This is a genomic window from Streptomyces sp. A5-4 (assembly GCF_051131715.1).
In the GTDB taxonomy this organism is placed as follows: Bacteria; Actinomycetota; Actinomycetes; order Streptomycetales; family Streptomycetaceae; genus Streptomyces.
Genome location: NZ_CP178591.1, coordinates 4,747,728 through 4,765,445 on the forward strand (window position 1 = coordinate 4,747,728; position 17,718 = coordinate 4,765,445).

Sequence of the window (17,718 nt, forward strand, 5' to 3'; positions counted from 1 at the left end):
CGTACGGTTGACGCATGACGAGCATCGGTGGTGCGGAGATGGTCGACTGGAATCTCGCGGTGGCGACCGCGACCCGGCTGGTTAGGCCCGGCCCCGACGTGAGTCGTGACGAGGCCCGGGCCGTCGTCGCGGAGCTGCGTCGGCATGCCAAGGCCGCGGAGGAGCATGTGCGCGCCTTCACGCGGATGATCCCCGAGGGACACGAGCCGGAGGACACCCCGGTCCTGGTCGTCGACCGGGCCGGCTGGATCAAGGCGAACGTCGCCGGGTTCAGGGAGCTGCTGAAGCCCCTCCTCGACAAGATGCAGGAACGCAGGAGCGGCGGCCCCGGCGGAGCCGTGATCGGCGCGGTCGGCGGCAAGGTGACCGGCGTCGAGGTCGGCATGCTGCTGTCGTTCCTCGCCTCACGCGTCCTCGGCCAGTACGAGACCTTCGCCCCCGCCGGCCGTGACTTCCCGGGCGGGGCCAACGGCGGCGGCCGACTGCTGCTCGTCGCCCCCAACATCGTGCACGTCGAGCGCGAGCTCGAAGTGGACCCGCACGACTTCAGGCTCTGGGTCTGCCTGCACGAGGAGACCCACCGCACCCAGTTCACGGCCGTGCCCTGGCTGCGCGACCACCTGGAGGGCGAGATCCAGACGTTCCTCGGCGAGACCGAGGTCGACCCGATGACCGTCCTGGAGCGGCTGCGCGAAGCGGCCCAGTCGCTGGTCGGCGGCCGTCCCGAGGGCGAGGAGGGCGAGGACGAGGGCCGCAGCCTCGTCGAGATCGTCCAGACCCCCGCGCAGCGCGAGATCCTGGGCCGGCTGACCGCCGTCATGTCGCTGCTCGAAGGACACGCCGACTTCGTGATGGACGGCGTCGGCCCCGACGTGGTGCCGTCCGTCGCCGAGATCCGCGAGAAGTTCCAGCAGCGCAGGGCCAAGGGCGCGGGCCGCCTCGACCAGGCGCTGCGCAAGCTGCTCGGCCTGGACGCCAAGCTGCGTCAGTACCGCGACGGCGAGCGCTTTGTTCGAGCCGTGGTCGAAGAGGTCGGAATGGACGGCTTCAACCGGATCTGGACCTCCCCGAACACCCTCCCCACCAAGTCGGAGATCGCCAAACCGACGGACTGGGTCGCGCGGGTGCACCGTAAGGCAGAGTCGTAGATCCGGCGCGGCCCACGGCAGGAGAACGCCCCTTGAATCACCCATCCGAGGGACCGTGAGGGCTGGGTAGGCGTGCAATGCTCGGGTATTGGCTCGGCTCTGTCACCATCAACGCACTCTGAGTGACTGGCTTCTCCTCCCGAGGCACCCTCCCACTTCACCGAAGGGCACCGGATATGGGTCCCCATCCTGCGGTCGCAGCGATACGCCTGGCGGTCCGCCGCGTACTTCACGACGTACTGAAAGACATCCCCGCACACGCGCTGGCCGCCTCGCGCGGTGGCGCGCACGAGCCGCCGCCGACGCCGCTCGTGCTGGTCGCCTGCTCCGGCGGCGCCGACTCCATGGCGCTCGCCTCCGCCCTCGCCTTCGAGGCGCCCAAGCTCGGCGTCCGGGCCGGCGGCGTCACCATCGACCACGGCCTGCAGGGCGGCTCCGATCTGCGCGCCTCGGAGGTCGTCGGCCGGCTCGACGCGCTGGGGCTCGACCCCGTCGAAGCCGTCGCCGTGACCGTCGGACACGACGGCGGGCCCGAAGCCGCCGCCCGCGACGCGCGCTACACCGCGCTGGACGCCGCCGCCGAGCGCCACGGCGCCGCCGCTGTCCTGCTCGGCCACACCCGCGACGACCAGGCCGAGACGGTGCTGCTCGGCCTCGCCCGCGGCTCCGGCATCCGCTCGCTCTCCGGAATGGCGGCCGTCTCGGGGGCGGCCGGCCGTTACCGGCGGCCCTTCCTCCAGATCGACCGGCAGACCGCCCGCAAGGCCTGCCTGGTCCAGTCGCTCCCCGTCTGGGACGACCCGCACAACACCGATCCCGCGTACACCCGCTCGCGGCTGCGCCACGACGGGCTGCCGGCGCTGGAGAAGGCGCTCGGCAAGGGCGTCGTGGAGGCGCTGGCCCGTACGGCGCAGCTGTCCCGGGACGACGCCGACGCCCTGGACGCCTGGGCCGCCCAGGCGGACGCCTCCGTACGGGACGAGATCGGCCAGTTGGAGTGCGCCAAGCTCCATGTCCTGCCGTCGGCCGTACGCCGTCGGGTACTGCGCCGCGCGGTCCTCGCGGCGGGCTCCCCGGCCGGGTCCCTCTTCGCGCGGCACCTCGAAGAGGTCGACCGGCTGATCACCGGCTGGCGCGGGCAGGGAGGCATCAACCTGCCCGGCCGGGTGGAGGCGCGACGCCAGGGTGGCAGACTGGTCATTCGGCAGGGCTGAGCCGAAGTACTACGAAAGTGATGCGGGTGGACTCGAACGACATGGGCACCGACCTCAAGTCGGTGCTCATCACCAAGGAAGAAATCGACGCGAAGCTGGCCGAGCTGGCAGCCAAGATCGATGCGGAGTACGCGGGCAAGGATCTGCTCATCGTCGGCGTCCTCAAGGGCGCTGTGATGGTGATGGCGGACCTGGCGCGTGCGCTGTCCACCCCCGTCACGATGGACTGGATGGCGGTGTCGTCCTACGGTGCGGGCACCCAGTCCTCCGGCGTGGTCCGGATCCTCAAGGACCTCGACACCGACATCAAGGGCAAGCACGTCCTGATCGTCGAGGACATCATCGACTCGGGTCTGACGCTTTCCTGGCTGCTGTCGAACCTCGGTTCGCGTGAGCCGGCGTCCCTGAATGTATGCACGCTGCTGCGGAAGCCCGAGGCGGCCAAGGTCACCCTCGACGTCAAATGGGTCGGCTTCGACATTCCCAATGAGTTCGTCATCGGTTATGGGCTGGATTACGCCGAGAAGTACCGGAATCTCCCGTTTGTCGGCACGCTCGCCCCGCACGTGTACGGCGGCTGAGTCGTTCCGTACCGGACAAGGATCTGACGGAGATCCGACGGGAACCCTTATCCGTTTCCCGCCGTTGAAGCATGGGAAGGCGGGTTCGCCAGCCGTCCCCTGCGGTCGCGGGTGACAATGCTGGGGTACCGTCCGAAGAACAGTCTTTTAAACAGCAGCATTTACCTAGGCAGGAGGGACGGGGCGAGTACCGCCCCGTATGGATGGACGTGAAGCGATACTTCCGTGGGCCGGTCATGTGGATCGTACTGGCCGTCCTCGCCGTGGTCGTGCTGATGCAGGTTGTCGGCTCGTCCGGCGGCTATAAGACGGTGGACACTGCCGAGGTCGTCCAGTCGATCGACAAGAACCAGGTCAAGCAGGCCAAGCTGACGACCGGTGACGAAGCAGTCATCAAGGTCGAGCTCAAATCTGGCCAGAAGGTCAAGGACAGCAGCAAGATTCAGGCGAGCTACATCGGCGACCAGGGCGTCGCGCTTGCCAACAAGCTGCAGTCGAAGTTCGACAATGGGGACATCGAAAAGGGCTACACGGTCTCCCCCTCCAAGCAGAACCCGTTCGTCGGGATCCTGCTTTCCCTGCTCCCCTTCGTTCTCATCGTGGTCGTCTTCCTGTTCCTGATGAACCAGATGCAGGGCGGTGGCTCCCGTGTCATGCAGTTCGGGAAGTCCAAGGCCAAGCTGATCACCAAGGACACCCCCAAGACGACGTTCGCCGACGTGGCGGGCGCCGACGAGGCGGTGGAGGAGCTCCACGAGATCAAGGAGTTCCTGCAGGAGCCGGCGAAGTTCCAGGCCGTCGGCGCCAAGATCCCCAAGGGTGTGCTGCTGTACGGCCCGCCCGGTACGGGAAAGACGCTGCTCGCGCGCGCCGTCGCCGGCGAGGCGGGCGTGCCGTTCTACTCCATCTCCGGTTCCGACTTCGTCGAGATGTTCGTCGGTGTCGGCGCCTCGCGTGTCCGCGACCTCTTCGAGCAGGCCAAGGCGAACGCTCCGGCGATCGTCTTCGTCGACGAGATCGACGCCGTGGGCCGGCACCGCGGTGCCGGCATGGGCGGCGGTCACGACGAGCGCGAGCAGACGCTCAACCAGCTGCTCGTCGAGATGGACGGCTTCGACGTGAAGGGCGGCGTCATCCTGATCGCCGCCACGAACCGGCCGGACATCCTCGACCCGGCGCTGCTGCGTCCCGGCCGTTTCGACCGGCAGATCGCGGTCGACCGTCCGGACCTGCTGGGCCGTCTGGAGATCCTCAAGGTGCACGCGAAGGGCAAGCCGGTCACGCCGGAGGTCGACCTCCGGGCCGTCGCCCGTCGTACCCCCGGCTTCACCGGCGCCGACCTGGCGAACGTGCTGAACGAAGCCGCGCTGCTGACCGCCCGTATGGACAAGAAGCTGGTGGACAACCACTCCTTGGACGAGGCGATCGACCGCGTCGTGGCCGGACCGCAGAAGCGGACCCGGATCATGAGCGAGAAGGAAAAGAAGATCACCGCGTACCACGAGGGCGGCCACGCCCTGGTCGCGGCGGCCTCTCCGAACAGCGACCCGGTGCACAAGGTCACCATCCTGGCCCGCGGGCGTGCCCTCGGTTACACGATGGTGCTCCCGGACGAGGACAAGTACTCGACCACGCGCAACGAGATGCTGGACCAGCTCGCCTACATGATGGGCGGCCGTGCGGCCGAGGAACTGGTGTTCCACGACCCGACCACGGGCGCTTCGAACGACATCGAGAAGGCCACCACCACGGCCCGCGCGATGGTGACGCAGTACGGCATGACCGAGCGTCTCGGTGCGATCAAGTTCGGTCAGGACGGCTCCGAGCCGTTCCTCGGCCGCGACATGGGTCACCAGCGGGACTACTCGGAAGAAGTTGCGGCGCTGGTCGACGAAGAGGTCAAGAAGCTCATCGAGACCGCGCACAACGAGGCCTGGGAGATTCTCGTCGAGAACCGCGATGTTCTCGACAACCTGGTCCTCGCGCTGCTGGAGAAGGAAACGCTGAACAAGGAGCAGATCGCCGAGATCTTCACTCCGATCGTGAAGCGCCCGGCCCGCCCCGCGTGGACCGGATCCTCCCGCCGTACGCCGTCCACCCGGCCGCCGGTGCTCTCCCCGAAGGAACTGTCCCTCACCAACGGAGCCACGGCCAACGGTGCCGTTCCCGCAGTGACGGCAGGCCCGGACGCCACGGCCGCTCCGGCGACCGAGGCGGTCCCCGAGGAGCGTCCCGAGAGCTGACCCCTCGGGTCCCACCGGGCCCGGAATGGATGCCGCGTCCCCCAGGTTTTAGCCTTGGGGGGCGCGGCATTCTTTTGTGCCCGCTCGTGTGGGCAGGCGAAAGCACAGGAACGAGGCACAAATGACCGACCCGGTGACGCTGGACGGCGAGGGCTCCATAGGCGAGTTCGACGAGAAGCGGGCCGAGAGCGCCGTACGCGAGCTGCTCATCGCCGTCGGTGAGGACCCGGACCGGGAGGGCCTGCGGGAGACGCCGGGGCGCGTGGCGAGGGCGTACAGGGAGATCTTCGGCGGTCTGTGGCAGACCCCCGAGGAGGTGCTGACGACCACGTTCGACCTCGGTCACGACGAGATGGTCCTGGTGAAGGACATCGAGGTCTTCTCGACCTGCGAGCACCACCTGGTCCCGTTCCGCGGGGTGGCGCACGTCGGATACATCCCGGCGACCAGCGGCAAGATCACGGGGCTGTCCAAGCTGGCCCGGCTCGTCGACGTCTATGCCCGCCGCCCGCAGGTGCAGGAACGACTCACCACGCAGATAGCCGACTCGCTGATGGAGATCCTGGAGCCGCGCGGCGTGATCGTCGTCATTCAGTGCGAGCACATGTGCATGTCGATGCGCGGCATCCGCAAGCCCGGGGCCAAGACGATCACCTCGGCGGTCCGCGGGCAGCTGCGGGACGCGGCGACCCGCAACGAGGCCATGAGCCTGATCATGGCGCGCTAGCACGGCCGACCGGCCCGGGGGTCCTGAGGGCCGTATACGGCCCGGCCCTATGAGGCTGGGGCCGTGGGACAAGCCTGCGGGCCCGAGGGCCGTCGGCCCTGCGTACGGGGCCTAAGCGGCCGGGGCCGTGCCCGGCTCCTCGTCCTCCGGGAGGCGGCAGACCCGCTCCAGGAAGATCGCGGCAGCGACCACCGCCGCGCCCGCCAGGACGGCCGAGCCCGCGTAGATGGCCTGGTCCTGGCGGGCGGGGACGTCGAGGCTGTTCATCAGCAGGTACACACCGGTGCCGCCGTACATCCCGGAGACCAGCGAGGCGACCAGCGCACTCGCCTGGCCGAAGACCACCGCGCGGGCCGCCATCATCGGCTCGACGCCCTTGGCGCCGGGACGGCGCTCCCGCTGGGCGCGCAGCCGGGAGCGCAGCGAGAGCGCGGTCGCGGTGAGGACCGCCGCGATCAGGGCCAGCACGATGGGCGCCGCCAGCGGCACGCTCGGCAGGGTGTCGACGGTGTCCCAGAGCCGGGCGCCGCCCCAGGACAGGACTCCGGCCACGGCGAACAGGCCGGCCAGTACACCGAGCCGTAGTTGCTTCACCGGGAGAGCCCCTCACATCAGGTCGCATCGGGTCAGGTCGGATCCGGGTCGGGTCGACACCGGTCCGACAGCCTAACGATTACTCGGGCAGGCGGAGTTCCAGGTCGGCGCGCGGAAGTACACCGGTGGTGCCCGCGCCGGTCAGCAGGTCCGCCACGGGGCCGCGGCCGGCCAGCTGGGCCTCCGGCTCGACGTCGTGCCACGGGGCCAGCACGAAGGCCCGCTCGTGGGCCCGCGGGTGGGGCAGGGTGAGGGCGGGGTCGTCCGAGACGACATCGGCGTACGCCACGATGTCCACGTCGATCGTGCGCGGCCCCCAGCGCTCCTCGCGGACCCGGTCGAAGGCCTCCTCGATGGCCTGGCCGCGCTCCAGCAGTGAGGACGGCGGCAGCGTGGTCCGTACGACGATCACCGCGTTGAAGTACGAGGGCTGGGAGCCGGGGTCGACGCCCCACGGCTCGGTCTCGTACACGGGGGAGACCGCCTTGACCCGCAGGCCGGGGGTGTCCTCCAGGGCGTCGATCGCGCCCTGGAGTGTCTCCAGGCGGTTGCCCAGGTTGCTGCCGAGCGAGATCACCGCGCGTTTCGGGTTGGAGAGGGTGCTGTCGGCCGCGTCCACCTGCTCGACCACGGAGGTGGGTACCGGCTGCACGGTCGGGTCGCTCTGCGTCGCCCCGTTCGAAGAAAACACAGTCATACTCGGCTCCGGGTGATGGTGATGGTCACGTCGTCGAAGGGCACGGTGATCGGGGCGTCCGGCTTGTGGACGCAGACCTCGACCTCTTCGACCCCGTCGTGCTTGAGACACTGCTGGGCGATCCGCTCCGCGAGCGTCTCGATCAGGTCGACCGGTTCTCCCTGTACGACATCCACGACCTCTTCCGCCACGACGCCGTAGTGCACGGTCTTCGCCAGGTCGTCGGTGGCCGCCGCGGGGCGGGTGTCGAGGCCGAGCACCAGGTCCACGATGAAGGTCTGGCCTTCCGCACGCTCCCGGGGGAACACGCCGTGGTGCCCACGGGCCTTGAGGCCGCGCAGCGCGACACGATCCACGCGAATCACTCCTGCTTTTCGTAGTGAGGAAGGGTTCCTGCCGAGTGCGGTCGGCATGTCACCCTCACTCGAATCTACCTGCGAGCGCCGACCGCGCTCGCCCACGGGTGCCATGGACAGAACCCCGCGGGGCTGGTAGCCGCCCATACCCATGGGGCCCGCGGCCCAACCTCGGCCGACCGCTGTGAGAGTCCCAAGGGCCCCCTACCCACTCAGGTGGGTGACTCCTCGTCCTCGTCCTCGTCGGATTCGGTCAGCACGGGTGAGCCGTGGTGCGACCAGAGCTTCCAGCCCTCGGGCGTGCGGCGGAACACATTGGTGGCCACGATCAACTGGCCCACCAGGGGACCCAGCTCGCCCGCCTCCTCGGAGGGACCGCCGCTCAGGGTGTTCTCGGTGCAGTTCACCAGGGCGGTCTCGCCCAGCACCGTGACCTTCACATCGGTGAGGAAGAACTGGATGTACTCGGTGTTCGCCATGATCAACGCGTACGAGCGCAGTACCTCGCCGCGGCCCGAGAGCACCGGCCAGCCCGGGTGGACGCAGGAGATCTCGTCCTCCAGCCAGAGCGAGGACAACTCCTCGAAGTCGGCCTGCTCGACCGCCTCGTAGAAAGCGGTGTTGGCCAGCTCGACCAGCTCGGCGTCACCGTGCGTGGAGTCATCGTGCGCGGAGCTCACAGGGCTCCCTCGATGGCCCTGGCGACCCGTACGGCGTCGGCGGTCGCCCGTACCTCGTGGACGCGCACCGCCCAGGCGCCCTCGTGCGCGGCGATCGCGGAGACCGCGGCCGTGGCCGCGTCCCGCTCGCGGGCGGGCGGCGGCGGGGCCGCGTCCGCGCCGGCCAGTACCCGGCCGAGGAACCTCTTGCGGGAGGCGGCGATCAGCAGCGGGCGGCCCAGGGTGCGCAGTTCGGAGAGGTGGGCGACCAGGGCCAGGTCGTGCTCGGCCTGCTTGGCGAAGCCCAGGCCCGGGTCGATCACGATCCGCTCGGGGGCGATGCCGCCGTCGACGACGGCCGCCACGCGTGCGTGGAGCTCGGCGACGACCTCGGCGACCACGTCGGCGTACACCGCGCGATTGTTCATGTCCTTGCTGAAGCCCCGCCAGTGCATGACGACGAACGGGACTCCGGCCGCGGCGACCGCCGGGATCATGGCGGGGTCGGCGAGACCGCCGCTGACGTCGTTGACCAGGACCGCGCCGGCGGCGACGGCCTGCTCGGCGACGGCCGCGCGCATGGTGTCCACGGACACGACGATGCCCTCGGACGCGAGGCCGCGCACTACGGGGATCACTCGCCGCAGCTCTTCGTCCGCGTCGACGCGGGGCGCACCGGGGCGCGTCGACTCGCCGCCGACGTCCACCATGTCGGCGCCCTCCGCGACGAGGCCGAGGCCGCGCTTGACCGCGGCGGTGGTGTCGAACCAGCGACCGCCGTCGGAGAAGGAATCGGGCGTCACATTGACGACCCCCATCACCGCACAGCGGTCCCACTCCGGCAGACCCTCGATTCGCCCACGCGCGCGCAACGTACTCATACGACCAGCGTAGGCGTCAGCAGGGGGTACCCGGACCTCGCGTACCGCGCCGGGTCCCGAGCCCCGCCCGGGACCCGGCCGGGGCCCCGGGGGCGCGGGACCCCGGCCGGCGGGTCAGGCGGCCGACCGCTCGGCTTCCAGGCCCCGGGCCTGGTCGAGGTGCGCGCAGGGGCGTCGGGGTCTGCGGGCGGCCCGGCGGGCGAACGGGCGGGGCAGCGCCAGGGTGACGAATCCCTCCGCCTGCATCGCCGCGAAGCCGATGCGCGGCAGGTCCCGGGTGCTGCGGAAGACCACGAAGCGCGGCTCCCAGCGCGGCCGGAACTTGGCGTTGAACTTGTACAGCGACTCGATCTGGAACCAGCGGGAGAGGAAGACCAGCAGCCCGCGCCAGAGCCGCAGGACCGGCCCCGCGCCGATCTTCTCGCCGCGGGCGAGCGCCGAGCGGAACATCGCGAAGTTCAGCGAGACACGGGCCACCCCCAGCTGGGGGGCGGCCTGCAGGGAGGCGACGATCAGGAGCTCGTTCATGCCGGGGTCCGCGGAGCGGTCGCGGCGCATCAGATCCAGAGACATGCCGTTGGTGCCCCACGGGACGAAGTGCAGGACGGCCTTCAGGTCGCCGTACGCGGAGTCCGCGTCGGCGGCGTTGTGCGCGGTGGCGATCACGCAGTCTCCGTCGCCCGGTTCGCCGATGCGGCCGAGCGCCATCGAGAAGCCGCGCTCGTTGTCGGTGCCGCGCCAGTCCGCCGCGGCCCGCCTGATCCGCTCCAGCTCGGCCTCGCCGAGGTCACGGACGCGCCGCACCCGGGTCTCGTAGCCACCCCGCTCGATGCGCTTCACCATCTGGCGCACGTTGCGCATGGCGCGCCCGCTGAGGGAGAAATCCGGCACGTCCACCACCGCTTCGTCCCCGAGCTCCAGCGCGTCGAGCCCCGTCTCACGGGTCCACACCTCGCCGCCGATCTCGCTGCACCCCATGACGGCCGGGGTCCAGGAGTGCGCCTTGGCCTCGTCCATGAAGCGCTCGATGGCGCCCGGCCAGGCCTCGACGTCACCGATCGGGTCGCCGCTGGCGAGCATCACGCCGGAGATCACCCGGTAGCAGACGGCCGCCTTGCCGCTGGGCGAGAAGACGACGCCCTTGTCGTGGCGCAGCGCGAAGTGGCCCAGTGAGTCACGGCCGCCGTGCTTGGCGAGCAGCTCGCGCAGCTGCCGCTCGTCGTCCGCGCTGAGGCGGGCGGCCGGGTGCTCGGGGCGCAGGGCCAGGTAGATGGTGGTGATGGCGGTGAGCAGTCCGAGCGCGCCCAGTGAGTAGCCGACGGTCCAGGAGACCCGGCCCGCGTAGTCGACCGGGCCCTCAAGGCCGAAGAGCCCGTAGAGGACGTGCTCCAGCCGCTCGGCCACGCTCGGGTTGCCGACCACCTTCGCCGGGTGTGAGCTGACGATGATCAGTCCAAGGCCCAGGGACCCGGCACCGAGGAGGACGAAGTTCGCCACTGCCCTCCAGCGGCTGCTCGGGTCGGGCAGCGCGGCGAATTCGCGGCGGTGGCGCAGCAGCAGGGCGAGCAGTGCCAGCGAGATCAGTACGCCGATGACCGAGTGCCGGTACGTGAACTGGGCCACGGCCCCGGCGGGCAGCAGTACCACGGCGGCGCGCCAGGCGCGGCGCTTGTGGCGCTTGAGTCCGTGCGCGAGGAGCAGCAGCAGGACGCCCGTGCTGATGGCGAGGGCGGCGGCGAACGGCCCGAGTGCGCCCGGCAGCACTTCGGCGAAGGAGTGCATCCGGCTGTTTCTGAAGCGCGGGAAGACCCCCGCCGCGATGTCCAGGAGGCCCACTACGGCGCAGGCCGTACCGACCAGGGAGGGCACCGATTCGGGGCGCGGTCCGCTCAGGGCCCGTCGAATCCAATTCGGAACCATCCGTGATTTATCCCCATCTACTGTGCTGGACATCGCTTCCCATGGTTCACGCGAGAGATTTTCTGTCCGTGGGCCGAAGCAGCCGGACAATTTGCGCCCTCTAGGACGGCGCAGCCGGGGAGTGGGTTCACTCGCGCTCGGGAAATTCTTAGGCAGAAAGCTGTCTCGTCATCATGGGTCTCACCAGCAACAAGGTTCTGGCGCTCGCCGTACTTCTGGCAGTGGCGCTGTTCGTGGCCACGATCTGGCTCTGGCCGCGGCTGGCCGGCCGCGGCTGGCGCTCGGTGCTGGGCCGTGTCGGACTGCTGCTGGCGACTCAGGTGCTGCTCTTCGCCTCGGTCGGTTTCGCCGCGAACAAATCGTTTCTCTTCTACGGCTCCTGGGGCGACCTCTTCGGCCAGGAGACGGAGATGGGGGTCGTCGTGGACCACTCGGCCGGCGGCAAGGACATCAAGGTCGTCGGAACCCAGGCGGTGGACGTGCCGGGCGGCTCGACGCCCCGGGTGGGCGGCCAGATCCAGAAAATCGTCGTATCGGGGCGAAAGTCGAAGATAGACGGCCCCGCGTACGTCTATCTGCCGCCGGAGTACTTCCAGCCGAAGTACCTGAAGAAGACCTTCCCGGCGGCCGTGGTGCTCACCGGCTACCCGGGCACCGCGGAGAACCTACTCCAGGGGCTGCGCTACCCGAAGACGGCACACACGCAGGTCAAGACCGGCAAGATGCAGCCGATGATCCTGGTGATGATGCGGCCGACGTTGGCGCCGCCCCGGGACACCGAGTGCGCGGACATACCCGGCGGCCCGCAGACCGAGACCTTCTTCGCCAAGGACCTGCCCAGGGCGATATCGGGGTCCTACCGGGTCGGCACCCAGCCGCGGAACTGGGGCTTCATGGGGAACTCCACCGGCGGTTACTGCGCGCTCAAGATCGCCCTGCACCACCCCGGCACCTTCGCCGCGAGCGCGGGTCTTTCGGCGTACTACCGGGCCGCCGACGACGCGACGACCGGTGACCTCTTCGGCGGCAGCAAGGCGTTGCGGCACCGGTCCGACCTGCTGTGGAGCCTGGACCACGCGAGGCCGGGCGCGCTGGCGCGCTCGTCGTTCCTGGTGACCAGCTCCAAGTCGGGCGAGGGGAACCTCAGGAGCACCCGGAAGTTCATCAAGAAGGTTCCCGCGCCCGCCCGCGTCTCGTCGATCACCCTCGACAGCGGCGGCCACAACTTCAACACCTGGCGGCGCGAGATCCCGCCGGCCCTGGCCTGGATCAGCGGCAGGCTGACGGGCTGACGGGCAGGTTCCGCGCCGCCCGGACCGGGAGGCTCAGGGCAGGCTGATCGATTCCACTTCCACCTCTGTGCGGGGGACGGAGTGCGCGTCCGCGTCGATGGACCTGCGCAGCGCCTCGTGCAGCTTGGCCGGGGTGAGGACGCCGAGGAAGTGTCCGGCGCTCCCCTCGTCGATGACCGCGATCCAGCCCGCGTCGTGCTGGAGCATCGTGGCGAACGCCTGCTTGAGCGAGGCGCCGACAGGCAGCCAGGCCTCCATGCGGCGGGCGTGCTCGCGTACGGTCCCGCTGGCGGCGTTCGCACGGTCGGCGGAGATCCAGCCGTGCAGATCGTCGTCGCTGTCCAGGACGACGGCCCAGCGGGCGCCCTCCGCGGCGAGCATGTCCGCCGCCTTCTTCAGCGGGTCGTCGAGGTGCACGACGGGCGGCTGTTCCAGGTCACCGGGCTCGATCGGAGTGACGGAGAGCCGCTTGAGGCCGCGGTCGGCGCCGACGAAGTCCGCGACGTACGGTGTGGCGGGCATCCCGAGGACGGCGGCCGGCGGGTCGAACTGCTCGATCGTGCCGTGCCCGTAGACCGCGATGCGGTCGCCGAGGCGGACGGCCTCCTCGATGTCGTGCGTGACGAAGAGCACAGTCTTGCGCATCTGCGACTGAAGCTTGAGGAATTCGTTCTGAAGGTGTTCGCGTACGACCGGGTCGACCGCCCCGAAGGGCTCGTCCATCAGCAGGACGGGCGGGTCGGCCGCCAACGCCCTTGCCACGCCGACGCGCTGGCGCTGGCCGCCGGAGAGCTGGTCGGGATAGCGGCCCCCGTGCACCTTCGGGTCGAGGCCGACCAGATCGAGCAGCTCGGCGGCGCGCGCGTGCGCCTTGGCGCGCTTGACGCCCAGGAGGTGGGGGACGGTCGCGGTGTTCTCCAGGACCGTTTTGTGCGGGAAGAGACCGACCTGCTGGATGACATAGCCGATACGTCGGCGCAGCTGTACGGGGTCGACGGTGGCTATGTCTTCCCCGTCGAGGAATATCCGGCCGTCCGTCGGCTCGATGAGCCGGTTCACCATCTTCATGGTGGTGGTCTTGCCGCAGCCGGAAGGCCCGACGAGCGTGACCAGTTCCCCCTCGGCGACTTCGAAGGAGAGGTCGTCGACGGCAGTGGTGCCGTCGGCGTACCGCTTGGTGACGTTCTCGAATCGGATCATGATTCCCCATTGTGGCCGGTGCCCTGTGCTGTGACATTTCCCGGGGGCGACCCCCGAACCCCGCCCCTATGTTGCTGCAATGTGAAGGCCAGGGCGATTGTCAGTGACCGAGGATAGGGTCGTCAGACATAGGTTCGGGATGTCGGGGGAGGTGGGGCGGCATGAGTGGCGCGCAGAACTGTCTTGCGGCGAACGACTGGATTTGCGGCGAGTATGTCCGGTCCCGCAGCCAGGAGTTGATCGACGCGACGGTGCAGCATGTGTGGATCACGGTGGTCTCGGTGGTGATCGGGCTGCTGATCGCCTTTCCGCTGGCGCTGCTCGCGCGGGGCCGCCGCAGGTTCGCGGGACCGGTCCTGGGCCTGACGACCCTGCTCTACACGATCCCGTCGCTGGCGATGTTCTCGCTGCTGCTGCCGCTGTTCGGCCTTTCACCGGCCGTGGTGATCACCGGTCTGGTGCTCTATTCGCTGACCGTGCTCGTACGGAACATCCTGGCCGGCCTCGAAGCGGTGCCCGCCGAGGCACGCGAGGCCGCCCAGGGCATGGGGTACGGGCCGGGGCGGCTGCTGTGGGAGGTCGAGCTGCCGCTCGCGCTGCCCGCCCTGCTGGCCGGGGTGCGGATCGCGACGGTGTCCACGGTCGCCATGACGACGATCGGCGCGATCGTCGGATACGGCGGCCTCGGCACGCTGATCGTCGACGGGCTCGACTCCATCTTCAAGGCGCAGGTGCTCACGGCCTCGGTGATCTGTGTGCTGCTCGCCGTGGTGGCCGACCTGCTGCTCCTCGGGCTGCAGCGGACGCTCACACCCTGGACCCGAATACGTACGCCCGGCAGCGGGCGTGCGCTGCGCATCCGTGCGGCCCGTGCGGCCGATCTGGCGAAGGTCGGCTGACTCATGGGATCCATCGGGGACGCCTTCAGCTGGCTGACGACCAACGCCAACTGGCAGGGCGAGAGCGGCATCTGGAACCGGCTGGGCGAGCACCTCTACTTCAGTGGCGTGTGCCTGCTGCTGTCCTGCCTGATCGCACTGCCGATCGCGCTGTGGCTCGGGCACCTGGGCCGAGGCGGCGCGCTCGCCATCAATCTCTCCAACGTGGGGCGGGCGATCCCCACCCTCGCGGTGCTGATCCTGCTCACGCTCACTCCGCTGGGCAAGCAGGGCGACCTGCCGACGATCATCGCGCTGGTCCTCTTCGCCGTGCCGCCGCTGCTGACCAATGCCTACATCGGCATGCGGGAGGTGGACCGGGCCGTCGTGGAGGCCGCGCGGGGGATGGGCATGTCGGGGCGCCAGCTGTTCCTCCGGGTCGAGCTGCCCCTCGCGTATCCGCTGATCATGACGGGGCTCAGGTCGGCCGCGGTCCAGGTGGTCGCCACGGCGACGCTCGCCGCGATGGCGGGCGAGGGTGGCCTCGGCCGGATCATCACGGCCGGGTTCAACACGTACAACACCCCTCAAGTGGTGGCGGGCGCGCTGCTCGTCGCCGTCCTCGCGCTGCTCGTCGAGGGTGCGCTGGTGGCGGCGCACCGGCTGCTCGACCCCATGCGGCGCCGCGTCGTCCCGCAAGAAACCGCGTGACGGCCTCCCGGGCTTTCCTCTTTTCTCCGTGCTTCTTTCTCTTGTGTCTCTTCTCTTGGATGGTGAACCTCATGAGCAGGATCTCGCGCACCGCAGGTGCGGTAGTGGCCGTAATGGCACTGGCCGGTGGGCTGGCGGCCTGCGGCGGTGACAGCCTGGAGAAGGACCAGGACGGCGGCTCGACCGCGGCCGGTGACGGCGGCAAGAAGGCCTCGCTGGTGGTCGGTTCGGCCGGTTTCACCGAGTCCAAGGTGCTGGCCGAGCTGTATGTGCAGCTCCTCGGCGACGCCGGATACAGCACTTCCGTCAAGACCGTCGAGAACCGTGAGCTGTACGAACCGGCCCTGGAGAAGGGCGAGATCGACGTCGTACCGGAATACGCGGCCACGCTCGCGGAATTCCTCAATGCGAAGGCGAACGGGCCCAAGGCGCCGGAGGAGAAGCCGGTCGCTTCCAGCGATGTCACCGCTACGCACAAGGCGCTGGAAAAGCTCGCGGAGCCGCGTGGGCTGAAGGCGCTGAAGCCCGGCGGGGCCGTCGACCAGAACGCCTTCGCGGTGACCAAGGAATACGCCGAGAAGAACAAGCTCAAGACGCTCTCCGACCTTGGCGCGTCCAAGCTCAAGGTGAAGATCGCGGCGGGCGACGAATGCACGGTACGGCCGTTCTGCGCACCCGGGCTGAAGAAGACGTACGGCATCGACGTGACCGGCGTGGACCCCAAGGGCGTGGGCACTCCGCAGGCCAAGCAGGCCGTCAAGGACGGCGCGGACCAGCTGGTGCTGACCACCACGACCGACGCGACGCTGGAGAGCTTCGGGCTCGTACTCCTTGAGGACGACAAGAAGCTCCAGAACGCGGACAACGTACTGCCGGTGGTCAATGCGAAGGACGCCGGAGCCCCGGAGATAGCGGACGCCCTCGGCAAGCTCACCGAAGTGCTGACGACGGATGATCTGGTCGAGCTGAACCGCAAGATCGACGCCGACCGGGCGAAGCCGGCGGACGCGGCGAAGGAGTATCTGGAGTCCAAGGGGCTGATCAAGAAGTAGCGGGAGAAGTAACTGCCTGAGAACAGATTGCCGGGGTGGGCCCCATCAGCCGCCTACGCACGGTAAATTTCAGGCCATGCCACGTGGACGCCACCGTCATTCCCCACCCCTGCACAGGATCCTGCCGCCCTTGGCGGTCGCCGGCGCGTCAGCTCTCTGCGCCGCCGGCGCCTGGCTGTTCGTGGAACCGGTGGCGCTCCGCGTCCTGGTCGCGGCCGCTGCCGCGGCCGCGGTCACCGGCGCGGTCCTCATGCGTAGCTGGGACCGCGCGGCGGGCAGACGCGTCGCGGAGCTGACGCGCGCCCGCGCGGGCGACGAGTGGAAGACCGAGGAGCGCATAGCCGACATCGAGGCGGACCTCGACGAGTCGCGCGTTCTGCGCACCAAGCTGGACGAGAAGCTGCGTACCAAGCGGGTCGAACTGGCGGCGCTGCGGGGCGAGCACGCCGCGCTGCTGCGGCGGTACGCGACGGCGGAGACCGAGCGGGCCGGCGTGCTGGAGAGCCGTCGGCTGCTCGCGATCGCGGCAGCCGCCCCGGCGAAGGCCCTGCCCGCTGCGAGCAGCACGCCGACGCCGTCCGCGTATCTGCGGGCGTCGATGGCGCTGGAGCACCTCACGCGGAACGCGGCGGAGCAGGAATCACGCGCTGCGCGGGACGAGCAGGACGCGCCGCGAGGCCCGCAGGACGCGCGAGGTCCGCGGGCCGGGCGGGACGGGCACGGCCCGCAGGACGTTCGGGACGCGCGGGACGGGCAGGACGCGTCGGGTTCGCAGGGTTCGGACGGGGCGCGGGACGCGCGGCAGTCGCCGGACGCGCGGGGTCCGCAGGGTTCGAGGGGGCCGCAGGGGCCGCGGGGCCCGCGGAAGTCGCCGAGTACGAGCGGTGGGCAGGGCGCGGCGGGCCCGAGAGAGCCGCGTGATGCGCCGAAGTCGCCGGATGCCCGGAAGGCGGAGGAGCCGGAGGGGAAGCACAGGGCGGCCGCCGGTAGCGCCGTGCCCTCCCCGGAGCACTCGCGCCCGTCGTCCGCCATCGTCCCGCGCCCTGCCGCCGCCTCGGCGGTCGTCCCGTACGCCGCGTTGCGTCGACCCTCCTCGCGGGTGGAGGGCGGATTCGACTTCTTCGGTACGCAGAAGCCCGCCGCGGCGGCCATCGAAGCCGTCCAGAACGTCGACCTCGCGGACGTGGTGGGCGAGGAGGCCCTGGAGGCGGCCCGAATGGTCGCCGGGACGAGCAGGGCCGTGGGCCACGTCATCGACCTGACGGCGCACGACGAGACGGAGCAACTGGACGTGGCGGAGCTCCGCAGCGCGGTCTCCTAGCGGGGCTGCGGGGGCAGTTCACCCGGGTCGTGCCCCGGCCCAAATGTGTCCTCGAACGCCGGAGGGGCCGGAACGGACGGGCTGCGACGGACAGCCTGCATCGGTCCGGCCCGGTCGACGGGTGACGTGGCGGGTGACGCCGAAGCGCCGAAGCAGGCCCTCAGGACGGGTCCGGGCCTGTACCAAGGGACGAGCCCGCACCGAGTCGCCGTGCTCCCGAGGGACGGAGCCGGGCTCACATCGA

The 17,718-nt window shown here is 69.9% G+C and carries 17 protein-coding genes; 10 read left to right on the plus strand and 7 right to left on the minus strand.

Annotated features, from left to right (window positions below):
* The first annotated feature begins 14 nt into the window (after positions 1 to 14).
* From ACLLJJ_RS22110 to folE, 5 genes are all read left to right on the plus strand, one after another.
* On the plus strand, positions 15 to 1,148 hold the full coding sequence (locus ACLLJJ_RS22110; protein WP_434594281.1) for a zinc-dependent metalloprotease: 1,134 nt from the start codon (positions 15 to 17) through the stop codon (positions 1,146 to 1,148).
* Between the two features lie 176 nt (positions 1,149 to 1,324).
* Positions 1,325 to 2,362: a tRNA lysidine(34) synthetase TilS gene (gene tilS, locus ACLLJJ_RS22115; protein WP_434594284.1), complete on the plus strand. Its 1,038-nt coding sequence runs from the start codon at positions 1,325 to 1,327 to the stop codon at positions 2,360 to 2,362.
* Positions 2,363 to 2,382: 20 nt separating this feature from the next.
* Positions 2,383 to 2,943, plus strand: coding sequence for a hypoxanthine phosphoribosyltransferase (gene hpt / locus ACLLJJ_RS22120; RefSeq protein WP_434594286.1), 561 nt, complete (start codon positions 2,383 to 2,385; stop codon positions 2,941 to 2,943).
* A gap of 203 nt (positions 2,944 to 3,146) precedes the next feature.
* Complete coding sequence (gene ftsH, locus ACLLJJ_RS22125; RefSeq protein ID WP_434594288.1) at positions 3,147 to 5,186, plus strand: ATP-dependent zinc metalloprotease FtsH; 2,040 nt, start codon at positions 3,147 to 3,149, stop codon at positions 5,184 to 5,186.
* A gap of 121 nt (positions 5,187 to 5,307) precedes the next feature.
* Positions 5,308 to 5,913, plus strand: a complete 606-nt coding sequence (folE, locus tag ACLLJJ_RS22130) for a GTP cyclohydrolase I FolE (RefSeq protein ID WP_434594289.1) — start codon at positions 5,308 to 5,310, stop codon at positions 5,911 to 5,913.
* A 111-nt stretch (positions 5,914 to 6,024) separates the two neighbouring features.
* On the opposite strand, the gene ACLLJJ_RS22135 is transcribed toward folE, so the two are convergent.
* The 6 genes from ACLLJJ_RS22135 to ACLLJJ_RS22160 form a co-directional block, all read right to left on the minus strand.
* Positions 6,025 to 6,507, minus strand: a complete 483-nt coding sequence (locus ACLLJJ_RS22135) for a DUF3180 domain-containing protein (RefSeq protein WP_434594292.1) — start codon at positions 6,505 to 6,507, stop codon at positions 6,025 to 6,027.
* Between the two features lie 79 nt (positions 6,508 to 6,586).
* Entirely contained in the window at positions 6,587 to 7,204 is a 618-nt protein-coding gene (gene folK / locus ACLLJJ_RS22140) for a 2-amino-4-hydroxy-6-hydroxymethyldihydropteridine diphosphokinase (RefSeq protein WP_434594293.1), read from the minus strand.
* Positions 7,201 to 7,560 (minus strand): dihydroneopterin aldolase, encoded by a 360-nt coding sequence (folB, locus tag ACLLJJ_RS22145; RefSeq protein ID WP_434594295.1) that lies wholly within the window; start codon positions 7,558 to 7,560, stop codon positions 7,201 to 7,203. Before folB ends, folK begins: the two co-directional genes overlap by 4 nt.
* A gap of 212 nt (positions 7,561 to 7,772) precedes the next feature.
* Entirely contained in the window at positions 7,773 to 8,240 is a 468-nt protein-coding gene (locus ACLLJJ_RS22150) for a nuclear transport factor 2 family protein (protein WP_434594298.1), read from the minus strand.
* Complete coding sequence (folP, locus tag ACLLJJ_RS22155) at positions 8,237 to 9,100, minus strand: dihydropteroate synthase (RefSeq protein ID WP_434594300.1); 864 nt, start codon at positions 9,098 to 9,100, stop codon at positions 8,237 to 8,239. Before folP ends, ACLLJJ_RS22150 begins: the two co-directional genes overlap by 4 nt.
* Positions 9,101 to 9,214: 114 nt before the next feature.
* The gene (locus tag ACLLJJ_RS22160) at positions 9,215 to 11,053 is read right to left on the minus strand and encodes a phosphatidylglycerol lysyltransferase domain-containing protein (protein ID WP_434594303.1); all 1,839 of its coding nucleotides are present in this window, start codon (positions 11,051 to 11,053) and stop codon (positions 9,215 to 9,217) included.
* 140 nt (positions 11,054 to 11,193) lie between these two features.
* Between ACLLJJ_RS22160 and ACLLJJ_RS22165 the strand changes: the two genes are divergently transcribed.
* Positions 11,194 to 12,312, plus strand: coding sequence for an alpha/beta hydrolase (locus tag ACLLJJ_RS22165; protein ID WP_434594305.1), 1,119 nt, complete (start codon positions 11,194 to 11,196; stop codon positions 12,310 to 12,312).
* Between the two features lie 33 nt (positions 12,313 to 12,345).
* Here ACLLJJ_RS22165 and ACLLJJ_RS22170 read toward each other — a convergent pair whose 3' ends face one another.
* A complete protein-coding gene (locus tag ACLLJJ_RS22170; protein WP_434594308.1) occupies positions 12,346 to 13,512 on the minus strand; it encodes an ABC transporter ATP-binding protein in 1,167 nt (388 codons plus the stop codon).
* Between the two features lie 161 nt (positions 13,513 to 13,673).
* On the opposite strand from ACLLJJ_RS22170, the gene ACLLJJ_RS22175 reads away from it, so the two are divergent.
* The 4 genes from ACLLJJ_RS22175 (at position 13,674) to ACLLJJ_RS22190 (ending at position 17,474) form a co-directional block, all read left to right on the plus strand.
* Positions 13,674 to 14,411, plus strand: coding sequence for an ABC transporter permease (locus ACLLJJ_RS22175; RefSeq protein WP_434594311.1), 738 nt, complete (start codon positions 13,674 to 13,676; stop codon positions 14,409 to 14,411).
* A gap of 3 nt (positions 14,412 to 14,414) precedes the next feature.
* Positions 14,415 to 15,101 (plus strand): ABC transporter permease, encoded by a 687-nt coding sequence (locus tag ACLLJJ_RS22180; protein ID WP_434594313.1) that lies wholly within the window; start codon positions 14,415 to 14,417, stop codon positions 15,099 to 15,101.
* A gap of 71 nt (positions 15,102 to 15,172) precedes the next feature.
* Positions 15,173 to 16,153 carry an ABC transporter substrate-binding protein gene (locus ACLLJJ_RS22185; protein ID WP_434594316.1) on the plus strand — a complete coding sequence of 327 codons (981 nt, stop codon included), beginning with the start codon at positions 15,173 to 15,175 and terminating at the stop codon, positions 16,151 to 16,153.
* Between the two features lie 76 nt (positions 16,154 to 16,229).
* On the plus strand, positions 16,230 to 17,474 hold the full coding sequence (locus tag ACLLJJ_RS22190; RefSeq protein WP_434594318.1) for a hypothetical protein: 1,245 nt from the start codon (positions 16,230 to 16,232) through the stop codon (positions 17,472 to 17,474).
* Positions 17,475 to 17,718 lie beyond the last annotated feature (244 nt).